Origin of the sequence: Micromonospora sp. NPDC049645, from assembly GCF_040675155.1 — a bacterium.
Lineage (GTDB): Bacteria > Actinomycetota > Actinomycetes > Mycobacteriales > Micromonosporaceae > Micromonospora.
On the sequence record NZ_JBFAOI010000002.1, the window covers coordinates 193,968 to 207,650 of the forward strand.

Consider the following 13,683-nt stretch of genomic DNA (forward strand, 5'->3'; position numbering starts at 1 on the left):
CGGTCACCGACCCCGGTCACCGACCGGCTCGACGTGGACCGGGTTGGTGTAGAACCAGAGGTCGTGCCAGGGGTTGACGCCCCGGTGATCGCGCGCCGGCCCGCACGGGTCGATGCCCACGCCGAGCAGCCCCGGCTCGCCGCGACGCGCGTCGGTGCCCCGCAGCCGGACGTACATCGCCGTCTCGGCGGGACCGAGGCGGTGCCGCAACGTGTACGTGCCGGACCGCCCGGAGGTGTCGATCTGCGCGACGACGCGGGCGTCTGGAGCGGCGAATCCGTCGCCGTCGCCGGACGGCCCGGTGACGGCGCCGACGACGATGTCCAGGCGGTTGAGCCGGGGGACGAACCCCGCCGCGTTGGGACGGTGCTGCGCGGTGACGGTGACCACGAGTTCGAGGTCCGCCCCACGGGGTGGCCGCAGCGTCTCGCCCATCCCGGCGCCCCGCCGGTCGTCCGCGGCCTGCAGGCGGACGTCGATGCCGCCGAGCAGGTGGCCGTGGTCGACCCAGACCTGGCCGCGCCTGAGCCCTCGGGCCAGCCCCACCGGTGTCAGCCGGTCGACCGCGACGTGCGTCCGCGAGTATGAACCGGGCCAGAAGTCGCACGCCGCCGGGTCTCGGGCCGTCTCGTCATGGTTGAGGTGCGAGTCGGAACTCGCGGTGATCCACCATCGTGAGCCCTCGGCCAGCAGAGCGTCCCACATGCCGCCGACGGTGGCTGTCATCCAGTCGAACCCGCCCCAGGTGCGGTAGGCGGCCTCCGGTAAACGCGGTTCTGAGTTCGGCCGCGGACCGTAGCTGTAGAAGCCACGCACGCGGTGCTCGTCGGGGCAGAGCGCGGCGCCCTGGTGGCCCGGCGCACCCTCGAAGCCGATCGCGACGCCGCCTGCCACGTCCCGCCAGCGGCGCAGGCGCCGGGGATGGTTGTAGCCGTCGCTCGCCGGATGGTTGACGAGGAACACCGCGTCATCAACGGAGCCGTCGCGGACCCGGTCGGCGAGCCACTCCAACGCCTCGACCGCCAGCGCGTCGTCGTCCGCCGAGCCGGTGCGCGCGCCACGCACGTCACCGTCAAACTTCGCCTCGAACTCACGGACGACCGCGAACTCCCGGGCGGCGTCGGACGAACCCGGGTCGACGGCGGTGAACACCGTGCCGTGCGCGGCGCCGGGGACGTTCCACTCCAGCCCCGGCAAGATGAGCATGTCGGGAAAGGCCAGCCGGGCCTCGGCGATCTCGGCCTGGACCGCCTCGCCGCGCGCCACGTGCTCGCTCGACCCGTGATCGGTGATCACGACCCAGTCCGCGCCGCCGGCGTGCGCCCCACGCACCTGCTCGGCGATCGAGTGCCGGCCGTCGACGCTGAACGTCGTGTGCACGTGGTGGTCGCCGACCACCCATCGGCGATCCGCTGTCATCGAGCCATCTACACCCATCTCCACTAGCCTAGCCAGAAGATCGACCGAGCGCCCGGCGCACCGGGCGTCGCCAGTGGGAGGTGAGATCGGGTGAGGGTGCTGCAGATCGCCGGCCCGTACCTTCCGGTCCCCCCTGGGGGATACGGGGGCAGCGAACGGGTCATCGACAGTCTCGCGTGCGAGCTGACCGAGTTGGGTGTCGAGCTGACCACGTTCACCGTGGGCACGAGCCGCACCGCCGGCAAGATGGAGTTCCACTTCGCCGAACACCAGGCCCCGTCGGACGAGACCGGTGACTTCACCTCGTGGGACCCGGCGGCGCCGAGCATCCAGGCCGGCAAGGCCTTCGCCCGGGCCGCCGAGTACGACTTCGTCCACAACCACCTGTCGCAGGGGATCGCCTTCTCCGAGGTCTGCCCCACGCCGATGCTGACGACGCTGCACAGCTTCGCGGCCACCGGCAGCAAGTCGGACCGGATCTTCGCGAACTTCCCGGACGCGCGGTACGTGGCGATCAGCGACAGCCAACGACGGCTCGCCCCGCACCTCAACGTGGTGGCCACCGTCCCCAACCCGATACCGCACGAGACCTGGCGGAGCGCGCCGGAGGTGACCCGGCGGGGGGAGTACCTGCTGTTCCTGGGCCGCCTGTCTCACCTCAAGGGCGCGGAGTTGGCGGTCGGGCTGGCCGCCCGGTGGGGCCTCCCCCTGATCATCGCCGGGCCGGTCTTCCCGGCCGACCGGCCCTACTTCCACGAGGTCCTCGAACCATTGCTCGACACGCGCGGCGTCACCTACGTCGGCGGCGTGGCCGGCGAGCGCAAGGCGGACCTGCTGCGGGGCGCCCTCGCGACCGTGGTGCCGAGCCAGTGGGACGAACCGTTCGGTCTCACCGCCCTGGAGTCGATGGCGCTGGGCACGCCGGCGCTGGTGAGCCCCCGTGGCGCCCTGCCGGAGATGGTGGAGCACGACGTCACCGGGTTGGTCGTGCCCGACTTCGGGCACCCCGACGTGACCGCAGAGGACGTTCTCGCGCTCGACCGCGCGGTCGTCGCCGACCAGGCCCGACAGCGCTTCGCCCCGGCCGCCGTGGCGGCGAGCTACCTCGCGCTCTACCGACGCTTCGCCTAGGAGTCCGCCAGCACCTGGTCGAGCGCGTGGGAGACCTGCCGGATCATGCGCGGATTGGTGTCCCAGTAATAGGCCAGGCCGGTCACCGTCTGGTAGACCGTCCAGCCGCGCCCCCGCAACCAGGTGGCGTCGTCGACGCCCATGGCCTCCCGGAACAGCCGCCGGCTGGCCCCCGAGAACGTGTTCCACGCGGGTTGCAGGTCACAGGCGGGGTCACCGGCCTTCAGGCCACCGAAGTCGATGACCGCGGTCAGTCTGCCGTCCTGGAAGATGAGGTTACCCGGCAGCGGGTCACCGTGCGTCCAGACGCCGGGGCGGCGCCATTCGTCGGCATCGAGGGACTGCTCCCACGATCTGGTCACGGCGGCGGCGTCGATGCGGTCGCCGAGCTGTTCGATCGCGCGCCGGACCGGCGCGTCGACACCGGCCAGCGGCGCTCCCCGCTGACCGGGCAGGGCGGACGGCGCGCCGGTGGCGTCGGCGCGCTCCAGCGCGGTCAGGAAGTCGGCTAGGTCGCGGGCCAGGCGCATCTCGTCGTAGGTCGCGGTCGAGCCGTCCTCACCGTCGAGCCACTCGCTGATCGTCCAGGTGAACGGGTAGGACAGCGCCGGGCGGCCGTGCGCGACCACGACCGGCACCCGGCACGGCAACAGCGGCGCCAGGCCGGGTAGCCACCGGGCCTCGACCGCCGTCGCCGAGCCGGCGTCCGGCAGCAACGGGAACCGACCGGCGAGACCGTGGCCGATGCGGAAGATCGAGTGCTCGGTGCCGTACGAGCTGACCGGCTTCAACGGCAGGTCGGCCCAGTGCGGGAACTGGTCCCGCAGTAGGGCCCGGACGACGTGCTCGTCCACGTTGACCTGGTCGACGTGCATGCGTTCTCTCGTCACCGCGCAAGCTCCCCGGGGGTCGGCAGCCCACCATGGTAGACCGCTGATGTGCGGCCCCATCGGCACCACACCTAGGATGACCTGATGGCGATCGATGTCGACGCGTTGGTGAAACGGTTTTTCGTCAACCGCCGATCACCCGGGCTCCGATCGTCGATCCGCCACGTGCTGCGGCCGGAGCGACACGAGGTCACCGCCCTGAGCGGGGTGTCGTTCCGCATGACGCAGGGTGAGATCGTAGGTTTTCTCGGGCCGAACGGCGCCGGCAAGACCTCGCTGCTGAAGTGCCTGAGCGGCCTGCTCCACCCGACCGAGGGCAGCGCACGCGTGCTCGGCCACGTCCCGCACCGTCGGGAACCGGCGTTCCTGCGACAGATCTCGCTCGTGATGGGCCAGCGCAACTCGCTGTTCTGGGACCTCCCCGCCCTGGACGCCTACGAGGTGAACCGCACGATCTACCAGATCCCCCGACGGGAGTACACGGAGTCCCTCGACGAGCTGGTGGAACTGCTGCGTCTGCAGTCGCTGCTGCGCAAGCCGGTGCGGGTGCTGAGCCTCGGGGAGCGGATGCGGTGCGAGCTGGCCGGTGCGTTGCTGCACCGGCCGCGGGTGCTGTTCCTGGACGAGCCGACTCTCGGCCTCGACGTGACCGCGCAGTCCGCGGTCCGGTCGTTCCTCGCCGACTACAACCGGCGGTACGGTGCCACGATCCTGTTGACCAGCCACTACATGGCCGACGTGACGGCCCTGGCTTCGCGGGTCATCGTCATCGACCACGGGACGCTGCGCTTCGACGGCGACCTGACCACCCTCACCCGGCGATACGCCGACCACCGCGTCGTGAAGGTGCGGCTCACCGAACGCGCCCCACTCGGGGCACTCGACGTCGACACGGTCACCGACGACGGCCTGACGGTGTCGTTGCGCGTCTCCACCGACGACGTGCCGGCGGTCGCGGCGCGGGTGCTGGCGGTGCTGCCGGTCGAGGACCTCTCCATCGAGGAACCCCCCATCGACGAGGTGGTGCGGGCGGTGTTCGCCGATGGCTGAGACCGTCGCGTCGATCGCCGCACTGACCCGGGCCGCCGCTACCACCGCGACCGCCTACCGCGGCCGGCTCCTCGCCGGTCTGCTCACCACGTTCTTCCCGCTCCTGCTGATGGCAGTGTGGCTGACGGTGGTAGCCACCAGCGGCCCGCCGCGCGGCTGGACGGCACCGGACTTCATCTCGTACTACGCGGCGGCCAGCCTGCTGTGGCACCTCAGCGGCCAGAACGTGATCTGGCAGTGGGACGAGGACATCCGCGGCGGCGACTTCTCCATCCGGCTCCTGCGCCCGGTGCACCCCTTCTGGCAATACGCCGCCAACGACCTCGGGCAGCGGCTGGTCATGCTAGGTCTGGCGGCGCCGGTGTTCGTCGCCGCCACACTGGTCCTGCCGCAACTGGGCTACCACCTCACCGCCGTCCGACTGCTCGCCACCGTCGTCGCCGTCCTGCTGGCCTACGCGGTGAGCATCACGATGGCGTCGCTGGTGGCGCTGCTGGGCTTCTGGAGCACCCAAACCACCAACCTGTGGATGCTGTGGTGGGGGCTGGGCAGCTTCGCCTCCGGCTGGATCGCGCCGCTGGAGGTGATGCCCGGGTGGCTGCGCTCGACGGCGGAGTGGCTGCCGTTCCGGACGACCATGGGCTTCCCGGTCGAACTGATGACAGGTCGCCTGTCGGCAGCCGAGACGGCGTTCGGCTTCGCCGTGGGGCTCGGGTGGTTGGCCCTGTTCACCGTGCTCTACCTGGTTGTCTGGAAGCCGGGCGTGCGCCGTCACCAGGCGGTGGGCGGATGAACGGCACCCGGCGCTGGGCAGACCACGTCCGGATCATCCTGATCTGCTGGCGGGCGACGGTCGCCGCAGAGTTCCAGTACCAGGCCAACTTCCTCGCCGGCCTCACGCTCAGCATCTTCTGGATGGTCTGGGCCGCGGCCGGGCTGGCCGTCTACTTCCAGTTCACCGGCGACCTGCTCGGCTGGACCTATCCCGAGCTGCTGGTCGTCACCGGCTTGTTCTTCACGGTGAACGGCATCCGGCAGGCGGTCCTGCAACCCAACCTCCAACAGATCACCGAGTACGTCCGGCTGGGCACGCTCGACTTCCTGCTCACCAAACCGGCGGACACCCAACTACTGGTCACCCTGCGCCGGCTCAACGTGGGCAACCTGCTCGACCCGGGCCTCGGCCTGATCTTCATCGTCGTGGGCTTTGTGCTGTCCGACGCTCCGGTCGGCTGGAACCTGCTGACGTTCCTGCTGCTGTTCGCCACCTCGCTGCTAGCCCTGTACGCGCTGATGGTCCTGCTGATGGCGATGGCCGTACACCTCATCGGTGGCACCGAACTCCAGCAGATCGCCTATGGCGCGGTCGAACTGGCGCGGTTCCCGGTGCAGCTCTACCGCGACCCATTCCAGGCCGTCCTCACCGTGGTGCCGGTCGTGCTGCTCACGACGCTGCCGGCCGAGGCGCTGCTCGGCCGGCTGTCACCGTACTGGCTGGTGGCCGGGCCCGCGATCACCGCGGTGAGCCTGGTCGTCTCCCGGCTGGCCTGGCTGCGGGTCCTGCGTGCCTACTCGGGGGCGAGCGCCTGATCCCGCACGCAGGACGAGGGCGCGGTGTGCCGGTGCCGGGTCAGCGCGGCGTTGACCTCGGCGATGCGCGCGTCGACCTCGGGCGCCCCGTGCGCCAGCAGCAGGCCGTCCGCGTCGAACCGGCGGTGATAGTGCAGCACCGAGGGCACCACGGCCTCGACGTTGGGATGCTGGGTCGGGAAGTTGAACCGGGAGGACAACGACTCGACCGGCAGGCCGAGTTCGTGCACCGCCAGCCCGAACGACACCTGATCCCGATAGAACGCCCACCCGTCCAACACCTCCGGCCGATCGCCGAGCCACCGGTTCCACCGCGGCCACGCCTCGCCCAGCGCTTCGAAGGCGGGCCGGGTCAGCACGTAGACCCCGCCGTTGAGGTTGTAGCGGTAGGTGAGCTGGGGGATGTGCGTGCCCGGCGCCGTCTCCGGCGGACCGAAGCCGGCCGCCGCGAAGATCCTCGCCCAGTGCGTGTGGTCGGGATTTCCCGTGTCGACCCGCTTGGCGGCGATCGGTCGACCGACGTCGAGCAGTTCCGACACCGGCCCGGCGAACGCGATGTCGCAGTCGGTGAGGACCACGCGGTCCAGCTCGGCCAGCGCGGGGCTGCCCAGCTGCACCAGCTTGTTCGAGTACGCGTGGCGTTCGTCGAACGGCGGCACCACGCGCACCTCGACGTCGAGGCCACGCAGGTAGTCGATCCGGTCGCCGGCGGTGCCGTCCACCACGTGGATGACCAGCTCCGCCGACGACCGCCCGGCCAGCGCCCGCAGGGTGGTGCACCAGATCCACGCCTGGACGGTGAAGCGCGGGTGGTCGTCGACGACGCAGGAGAAGCGGACACTCACCGCTTGAACATGAATTCGATCTCGACCGTGGTCGACTCGTAGACCGCGGCGTGCTCGGCGGAGACCGGCACGTGGAACCACGCCCCCGGCCCGTAGGTGCGCTCGTCGCCGTCGACCGTCAGGCGCACCGAGCCCTCCACCACGACGCCGACGATGTCCATGTCGTGGTGTCGGTGCGGGGTCACCGACGACCCACCCGGATACGACGCGACCAGCACGTCCAGGTCGCCGGCGGGGATCCGGTAGGCGTCGTCGTACTCGTGGTCGCGCTTCAGGCGGGCGCGGATCTCGGGAGGGAAGACATCGGGAACGTTCATCGACACGGTCCTTTCTCAGATTCCGATGGCGCAGATCGTCCAGTCCTTGTCGCCCGGCCCCGGCGGCCTGCCGGGCCGGTAGTCCGCGAACACCTCCGCCACCTGGAAGCCGCAGTCGGCCACCATGCCGCAGAAGGTCTCGATGCTCCAGTCCTGGAGCGGGAACTCGTGCATCTCGCAGGCGACGAGCGCGCCCCGCTGCCACTTCTCGTATCGGCGCAACGCCGTCGTACGGTCGGTCGCGGCGTCGTAGTCCAGCAGTACGGTGGTGAGTGACCACGCGGTGTCGCCGCTGCGCCAGTATCGGGGCGGCGCCGGCTGGGTGGGCCGGTCCGGCGAGATTGCCAGCGACGACGACCGGGGCGGCACCAAATCGACGTAGAGCCGGCCGCCCGGCCGCAGGGCGGCCCGGCACGCGGACAGGCACTGTCGGGCCAAGTCCCGGCCGGGCAGCTCCTTGATCAGGCCGGACGCGAGGAGGACCACGTCGTACGGGTCGTCGACGCGGAACGTCGCCATGTCGCCGAGCCGCAGGGTCGGGTGCAGACCACGTTCGTCGGCGTGCGCGCGGCACCGTTCGAGCATGCCCTCGGAGTGGTCGAGACCTTCGACGTCGATGCCGGCGGCCAGCAGCGGAAGCTGTAGGCGGCCGGTTCCGCAGCCGAGCTCCAGCACCCGGCCCGAGCCGCCGCGCAGCAGGTCGACATAGAACGAGACGTCACGGTAGTCGCCGTCAATGGGCTTGGCCAGCTGGTACACCTCGGCAGTCAGGTCGGAGTGGGTCGAGCGGTCCGCGAGCCAGGTGACCGTCATGCCGCCACCGGAGCCAACGTCAGCAACTGCTGTGCCAGAGGGCTCAGCCCCGCCTTGGTGGCGTCCGACAACTGCTCCCGCCACGGATAGAACGGCGGCATGCTGTCGACCGCGAAGTTGCACTGCATGCTGCGGCGCGGCCGGTCCGAGTCGTTCTGCGTGCCGGCGTGGATGAGCTGCGAGTTGAACACCAGCACCGAGCCGCGTGGCGCGGTGACGTACACCTCGTCCGGATGCGGCCGCAGCGGGTCCGCAAGTGTGGCTAGCGCGGCCGTGTCGTCGAGATGGGTTCCGGGCAGCACCCGGGTGGCGCCGTTGTCGCGGGTGAACTCGTCCAGACACCAGATGACGTTGCACACCGGGAACGGACGCCCCCGCTTGCGAGTCAGGTCGTGCAACGGCTGCCGGCCGTGGCCCGGGTCGGAGCGCCGGGCGTTCATGATGTGGCAGATCATCCGGGACCCGATCATGCTGCGGGCCGGCGCCAGCACGACCGGATCGGTCACGCAGCGTTCGAACACCAGGGAGTGCCGCAGCGGGTTGCGGACGAACTGGACACCCGGTTCCTCCCCGGCCGGGTGGGGCGGGAGGTTCTGCTGGTCCCAGATCCAGGCCTCGTCAAGGATCCGGCTCCAGTCGTCGCACTCGCTCTCGGAGAGGATGCCTTCGAGGATCACGTAACCGTCGCGGTCGAGCTTGTCGCGTTCGGACTCGCCGAACCGGGGGTCGACACAGTGGTTCTCAGGGACTCTGGTCATGCGATTCCCTTCGAGACGAGACGACCGTTCCCCGCTCGTGCGACGAACGGCGTCGATGGCCTGTGCGTGCCGCGGTGGCCCGCGCAGGATGTAGCCGGCCATGCCACGATGCTGCTTCACCCCATCGACGGCGGCAACCGGAGAGCCCGATCCGGCCGCGGACAGGAGGCACCATGCCGAGCTCGTTGAAGGTCGGAATCGTGGGATACGGGCAGGTGGCGGCATTCCACGCGCGGCTGCTGCGGGAGGCCGGACACGATCCGTTGTGGATCGTCGGCCCGGTCGCCGGGAAGGCGGCCGCCTTCGCCCGGGCGTACGGCTTCCGGCGGCACGGCGTCGAGATGGCCGAGATGGTCGGCGACCCGGCTCTCGACGCGGTGTGGATCTGCTCGCCGAACCAGGTCCACGCCGCGCAGGCCCGGCGCTGCCTGGAGGCCGGCAAGCACGTCCTGGTGGAGGTGCCGCTCGCCATGGACGCGACCGAGGGCGCGGAGCTGGTGGCCCTGGCGGATGCCCGAGGTCTGGTCGCGGCCGTCGGCCACAACCACCGCTACCTCGGCGGGCCGACCCGTGTGCACGACCTGATCGCCGCCGGCGACCTCGACGTCATCAGCGTCTACGCCCGCTACCTGCTGATGCGCCGCACCAACGTCGGCACCAACGGCTACGCGCGTTCGTGGACCGACAGCCTGTTGTGGCACCACGGGATGCACTCCGTCGACCTGATCACCTGGCTCCTGGGCGTGACACTCGACGACCTGCCGCAGGTCACGGCGACCGGGACGACGCTCGGCGGCACCGGCACGGCGCCCATGGACGTCACCCTGGCGCTGACCACGTCGCAGGGCCGCGCGGCGAGCCTGCAACTGTCGTACAACAGCTTCCAGAACATCAACGACCTGGTGATCACCGGCGTGGAGAACACCTTCGGGGTCTTCGACGGCATCCTGCGGGACCGCACCGGCGTGGTCCTGGACTTCTCCGACGACATGCTGCGCGGCAGCGACGACGCCCGGCGGCGGCTCAACCGCGAGTTCGTCGGTGCGATAACCGACGGGGCCGCGCTCCTGGCGACGGCGGCGTCGGTGCTGCCTGCGCTGCACGTGACGCAGTCCGCCGAGGAGCAGTTGTCGGTGCGTCCGGCCTGACTGGCCCGGCGCTGCTTCGAGTTTCGCATCGACAGTGCTGCCCCTATGGTGGGCAAGATGGATCGGGATACATCACTCGACATCGCGGTTGTCGGGATGGATGCACGGTTCCCTGATTGCGTCGGCCTCGACGACTGGGTGGTGGCGCTTCGGGCCGGTCAGGTCCTCACCCGCCGCTACTCCCGGCGTGAGCTCGACCGGGCCGGTGTGCCGCCGTCCCACCTCGACGATCCGGGCTACGTTCCAGTCTACGGGCACCTGGAGCGGGTGCTGCGCTTCGATCGCGCCCCGTTCGGGATGAGCCGGCACGAGGCCGAGCTGGTCGACCCGCAGCATCGATTGATGTTGGAGACGGCGTGGACCGCGCTGGAGGACGCCGGCGTCCCACCCCGCGGCAGCGACGAGCGGATCGGCGTGTTCGCGTCCTCGACCGGTAGCACCTACCTGCGGGCTGTGCTGCGGCAGGGTGACGTCGACCCGGCCACGATGGACGACCTGATCCACGGCGCCGAGCCCGACTTCGCGGCCAGCCGCATCGCCCACAAGCTCGCGCTGCGTGGCGTCGCGCTGTCGGTGCAGACCGCGTGCTCCTCCTCGCTCGTGGCGGTGCATCTGGCGGCGCAGGCGCTGCTCAACGGAGACTGCGACCGCGTGCTCGTGGTCGCCACAGGGCTGACGTTCCCGCAGGCCGGATACCTGCACCAGACCGGCGGTGTGCTGTCGGCGAGCGGCCACTGCCGACCGTTCGATGCTCGTGCAGACGGCGTCGTGCCCGGCGCCGGTGTGGTCGCAGTCGTCCTGCAGGTCGCCGCGTCCGTGCCCGCAGACGCGCCCACGCCGCACGGCGTGATCCTGGCGACCGCGGTGAACAACGACGGAGCCGACAAGACCGGATACTACGCACCGTCGGTACCGGGTCAACGCGAGGTCATCACGACGGCCTGGCAGATGGCGGGCGTGAACATCGCCGACGCGGGCTACCTGGAGGCCCACGGCACCGGCACCGCCCTCGGTGACCCGATCGAGTGGGAGGCTGCCACCCAAGCATTCCGGGCGCTGGGCGCGCACGCCGACCAGATCCCGGTGGGGGCGGTGAAGGCGAACATCGGCCACCTTGACGCCGCCTCGGGCCTGGCCGGCCTCGTCAAGACATTGCTGGTGCTCCGGGACCGGTCGATCCCGCCGGTCGCCGGGTTCGAGACCGCGAACCCGCTGTTGCGTATCGACGGCTCACCGCTGCGGATCGCGACCGGTGAGGACGTCCTCGCCCCGGGCGCGGTCGCCGGGGTGAGTTCGTTCGGCATCGGTGGCACCAACGCGCACGCCGTCCTCGGGGCCTGGCCAGCCCCGCCGGCACCGGCTGCCGTCGACGACGCCGGTCGCTGCCACGGGCTGGCACTGTCGGCGGCCGACCCGCCGGCGCTGGCCCGGGGCGCCCGCGCGCTGGCGGACTGGCTGGACCACGGGATCGCTGACCTCGGGGCGACGGCGGACGCGCTGACGCGTGACCGCAGCACGTTGGCGTACCGGGTTGTCGTGCGCGCGGCCACCAGCGTGGAGGCGTGCGAGAAGCTGCGGCGGGTCGATGCCGGCGCCAGTCCCGATAGCCGGCGCCCGCCCCGGGTCGCGCTGCTCTTTCCCGGCCAGGGCACGCACTACCCGGGCCTGGCTCGCGGGCTGTCCGCGCAGCTTCCCCACTTCGACGCCCACGTCCGGGACGTGCTGGCCCACCTGCCCGAGTCGCTGCGGGCCGAGGCCGAGCGCGCATTGTGGGACCCAGCCTTCCCCGCCGACGAGCTACGGCAGACCCGACTCGCCCAGCCCGTGCTCTTCTGCGCCCAGTACGCCGCCGCGGCGGCGCTGCGCGACCTCGGCGTGACGCCGGCCGCCGTCATCGGTCACTCGCTCGGGGAGATCGTGGCGGCCACGTACGCCGGTGGTCTCACCGTCCCGGAGGCGGTGCGGCTGGTGCTGGCCCGCGCCACGGCGATGCAGTTCTGCCCGCCCGGCCGGATGGCGAGCGTCGCCCTCGCGGAGGCCGACGTCGTCGCACTGCTCGCGGGCACTGACCTCGACCTCGCCGCGGTCAACGGACCGGCGCACTGTGTGGTGGCCGGTGCGCCCGACGACGTGGACCGTCTCGTCGCGAAGCTGGCCGGCACGGTCCGGGTCCGTCGGCTCGACACCGACCGCGCCTTCCACAGCCGCCTCGTGCAGCCCGCGCTCGACGACATCGCGGCGGTCGCCGCGCCGAGCCGGCCGCTGTCCACCGCGCTGGTCAGCACCGTGACCGGGCGGGTAGTCGGTCCGGGGCGGACGCTGCCCGCCGGGCACTTCGTCCACGGCGCCCGACGTCCGGTCCGGTTCGCCGAGGCCGCCCGGACGCTCGTCGACGGCCACCCGGGCGGCATCGTGATCGAGGTCGGGCCCGGCCGGTCGCTGAGCGCGCTCGTCGAACTGGCCGGCGCGCGCGCCATTCCGCTGCAGCGCAGCCGCGACGCCGACGGCGTCGCCGACGCGCTGGACGCACTCTGGTCCATGGGCGTGGCCGACCGGGTCGCGGGCCCTCGCACCACCGGCCGCCGCCACCGGCCGCCAGGATACGCGTTCGGCGGTGAGGAATACTCGCTCGTCGGCACCGTCGACGCGCCCGCCACCACGCCGGCGTCCACCGGCCCCGTGCCGCCAGCACCGGTCGACGGCACCGGCGTCGACCGGATCGTTCGGGCTGGTTGGCGGGAGACGCTGGGCGTCGACCCCGAGGACGAGACGGCCGACTTCTTCGACCTCGGCGGCGACTCGTTGGCGATGATCCGGCTGCTACGGCGGTTGGAGGTCGGTCTCCGCAGCCGGCTACCGCTGCCCGAGCTGATGGCCCGGCCCACGCTGCGTGCCCACATCCAGATCGCCAGCGAGGCGGTCCGATGAGGATCGCCGGCGCCCAGGTCCTACTGACCGGCAGTACCGGAGGTTTGGGCCGCGCCCTCGTGCGCCACCTCACCCAGGCGGATGCCCGGCTCATCGTCACCGGTCGCGCACCGGACCCGCTACGGGACCTGGCCCAGGCCTCGGGCGCGGTCCCGGTCGTGGCCGACTTGGCGGAGACCGACGACGTGCGGCGGTTGGCCGCACGCTGCGCTGACGTGGACGTGCTGATCGCCAACGCCGCGCTGCCCGCGAGCGGGGACCTCCTGGAGTATCGCGAGGACGAGCTGCGCCGGGCGGTCGAGGTGAACCTGGTCAGCGTTCTGCAGCTCGTCCACCTGCTCGCGCCGCGGATGGTGGCCCGCGGGCGCGGCCACATCGTCGTTGTGGGCTCGATGTCGGGCAAGGCCGCGACGCCGGAGTCCGCGCTGTACACCACCACCAAGTTCGGGCTGCGGGGTTTCGCCCTGGCGATCCGGCACGATCTCCGTCGGCACGGGGTCGGCGTGTCCCTCGTCCAGCCCGGATTCGTCGCCGACGCCGGCATGTTCGCCGCGACCGGCGCGCCGCTGCCCCGGGGGGCCACCGCGGTGCGCGCCGACCGAGTGGCGATCGCGGTCCTGCGCGCGATCGAGACCGGTCGGGCCGAGGTCAACGTGGCGCCCCTGGCGCTGCGCGCGTGGTGCGCCCTTTACGGGGTGAGCCCACGGTTGGCCGACGGCTGGCGGCGTCTGCGATCCGGCGCCCCCGACCCCGCACCCCGCATGATCGTCGACGCCCAGCGGGCTCGGCGCTGA

The 13,683-nt window shown here is 71.5% G+C and carries 13 protein-coding genes; 7 read left to right on the forward strand and 6 right to left on the reverse strand.

Translation table 11 applies throughout. From position 1 onward, the window contains the following. Nucleotides 1-3 precede the first annotated feature (3 nt). On the reverse strand, nt 4-1,419 hold the full coding sequence (locus AB0J33_RS06435; protein ID WP_363610552.1) for a histidinol-phosphatase: 1,416 nt from the start codon (nt 1,417-1,419) through the stop codon (nt 4-6). 90 nt (nt 1,420-1,509) lie between these two features. Here AB0J33_RS06435 and AB0J33_RS06440 point away from each other — a divergent pair, with 90 nt between their 5' ends. Further along, nucleotides 1,510-2,550, forward strand: a complete 1,041-nt coding sequence (locus AB0J33_RS06440) for a glycosyltransferase (RefSeq protein WP_363610554.1) — start codon at nt 1,510-1,512, stop codon at nt 2,548-2,550. On the opposite strand, the gene AB0J33_RS06445 is transcribed toward AB0J33_RS06440, so the two are convergent. Next, entirely contained in the window at nt 2,547-3,440 is an 894-nt protein-coding gene (locus tag AB0J33_RS06445; RefSeq protein ID WP_363610556.1) for an aminoglycoside phosphotransferase family protein, read from the reverse strand. The genes AB0J33_RS06440 and AB0J33_RS06445 overlap by 4 nt on opposite strands. A gap of 84 nt (nt 3,441-3,524) precedes the next feature. Here AB0J33_RS06445 and AB0J33_RS06450 point away from each other — a divergent pair, with 84 nt between their 5' ends. The 3 genes from AB0J33_RS06450 to AB0J33_RS06460 are packed head-to-tail and all read left to right on the forward strand — an operon-like array spanning nt 3,525 to nt 6,080. Continuing rightward, nucleotides 3,525-4,490: an ATP-binding cassette domain-containing protein gene (locus tag AB0J33_RS06450; protein WP_363610558.1), complete on the forward strand. Its 966-nt coding sequence runs from the start codon at nt 3,525-3,527 to the stop codon at nt 4,488-4,490. Next, the gene (locus tag AB0J33_RS06455; RefSeq protein WP_363610560.1) at nt 4,483-5,283 is read left to right on the forward strand and encodes an ABC-2 family transporter protein; all 801 of its coding nucleotides are present in this window, start codon (nt 4,483-4,485) and stop codon (nt 5,281-5,283) included. The genes AB0J33_RS06450 and AB0J33_RS06455 overlap by 8 nt, the downstream gene beginning before the upstream one ends. Beyond that, a complete protein-coding gene (locus tag AB0J33_RS06460; protein WP_363610562.1) occupies nt 5,280-6,080 on the forward strand; it encodes an ABC-2 family transporter protein in 801 nt (266 codons plus the stop codon). Before AB0J33_RS06455 ends, AB0J33_RS06460 begins: the two co-directional genes overlap by 4 nt. Here the strand turns inward: AB0J33_RS06460 and AB0J33_RS06465 are convergent. The 4 genes from AB0J33_RS06465 to AB0J33_RS06480 are packed head-to-tail and all read right to left on the reverse strand — an operon-like array spanning nt 6,059 to nt 8,813. Then, on the reverse strand, nt 6,059-6,925 hold the full coding sequence (locus tag AB0J33_RS06465) for a hypothetical protein (protein ID WP_363610564.1): 867 nt from the start codon (nt 6,923-6,925) through the stop codon (nt 6,059-6,061). The genes AB0J33_RS06460 and AB0J33_RS06465 overlap by 22 nt on opposite strands. After that, on the reverse strand, nt 6,922-7,242 hold the full coding sequence (locus AB0J33_RS06470) for a cupin domain-containing protein (protein ID WP_363610566.1): 321 nt from the start codon (nt 7,240-7,242) through the stop codon (nt 6,922-6,924). The genes AB0J33_RS06465 and AB0J33_RS06470 overlap by 4 nt, the downstream gene beginning before the upstream one ends. A 15-nt stretch (nt 7,243-7,257) precedes the next feature. Then, nucleotides 7,258-8,055: a class I SAM-dependent methyltransferase gene (locus tag AB0J33_RS06475; protein ID WP_363610568.1), complete on the reverse strand. Its 798-nt coding sequence runs from the start codon at nt 8,053-8,055 to the stop codon at nt 7,258-7,260. Then, complete coding sequence (locus AB0J33_RS06480; RefSeq protein WP_363610570.1) at nt 8,052-8,813, reverse strand: phytanoyl-CoA dioxygenase family protein; 762 nt, start codon at nt 8,811-8,813, stop codon at nt 8,052-8,054. The genes AB0J33_RS06475 and AB0J33_RS06480 overlap by 4 nt, the downstream gene beginning before the upstream one ends. 173 nt (nt 8,814-8,986) lie before the next feature. On the opposite strand from AB0J33_RS06480, the gene AB0J33_RS06485 reads away from it, so the two are divergent. Genes AB0J33_RS06485 through AB0J33_RS06495 form a run of 3 tightly spaced genes read left to right on the forward strand, consistent with a single transcriptional unit; the run spans nt 8,987 to nt 13,683 of the window. After that, nucleotides 8,987-9,961 carry a Gfo/Idh/MocA family oxidoreductase gene (locus AB0J33_RS06485; RefSeq protein ID WP_363610572.1) on the forward strand — a complete coding sequence of 325 codons (975 nt, stop codon included), beginning with the start codon at nt 8,987-8,989 and terminating at the stop codon, nt 9,959-9,961. A 57-nt stretch (nt 9,962-10,018) separates the two neighbouring features. Further along, the gene (locus AB0J33_RS06490) at nt 10,019-12,889 is read left to right on the forward strand and encodes a beta-ketoacyl synthase N-terminal-like domain-containing protein (protein WP_363610574.1); all 2,871 of its coding nucleotides are present in this window, start codon (nt 10,019-10,021) and stop codon (nt 12,887-12,889) included. Next, nucleotides 12,886-13,683: an SDR family NAD(P)-dependent oxidoreductase gene (locus AB0J33_RS06495; protein WP_363610576.1), complete on the forward strand. Its 798-nt coding sequence runs from the start codon at nt 12,886-12,888 to the stop codon at nt 13,681-13,683. The genes AB0J33_RS06490 and AB0J33_RS06495 overlap by 4 nt, the downstream gene beginning before the upstream one ends.

Bases quoted from the DNA above. Each gene is read 5' to 3' on its own strand.
- AB0J33_RS06435 (WP_363610552.1), bottom strand. From the start codon at position 1,419: ATGACAGCGGATCGCCGATGGGTGGTCGGCGACCACCACGTGCACACG.
- AB0J33_RS06450 (WP_363610558.1), top strand. From the start codon at position 3,525: ATGGCGATCGATGTCGACGCGTTGGTGAAACGGTTTTTCGTCAACCGC.
- AB0J33_RS06455 (WP_363610560.1), top strand. From the start codon at position 4,483: ATGGCTGAGACCGTCGCGTCGATCGCCGCACTGACCCGGGCCGCCGCT.
- AB0J33_RS06460 (WP_363610562.1), top strand. From the start codon at position 5,280: ATGAACGGCACCCGGCGCTGGGCAGACCACGTCCGGATCATCCTGATC.
- AB0J33_RS06470 (WP_363610566.1), bottom strand. From the start codon at position 7,242: ATGAACGTTCCCGATGTCTTCCCTCCCGAGATCCGCGCCCGCCTGAAG.
- AB0J33_RS06475 (WP_363610568.1), bottom strand. From the start codon at position 8,055: ATGACGGTCACCTGGCTCGCGGACCGCTCGACCCACTCCGACCTGACT.
- AB0J33_RS06480 (WP_363610570.1), bottom strand. From the start codon at position 8,813: ATGACCAGAGTCCCTGAGAACCACTGTGTCGACCCCCGGTTCGGCGAG.
- AB0J33_RS06485 (WP_363610572.1), top strand. From the start codon at position 8,987: ATGCCGAGCTCGTTGAAGGTCGGAATCGTGGGATACGGGCAGGTGGCG.
- AB0J33_RS06490 (WP_363610574.1), top strand. From the start codon at position 10,019: ATGGATCGGGATACATCACTCGACATCGCGGTTGTCGGGATGGATGCA.
- AB0J33_RS06495 (WP_363610576.1), top strand. From the start codon at position 12,886: ATGAGGATCGCCGGCGCCCAGGTCCTACTGACCGGCAGTACCGGAGGT.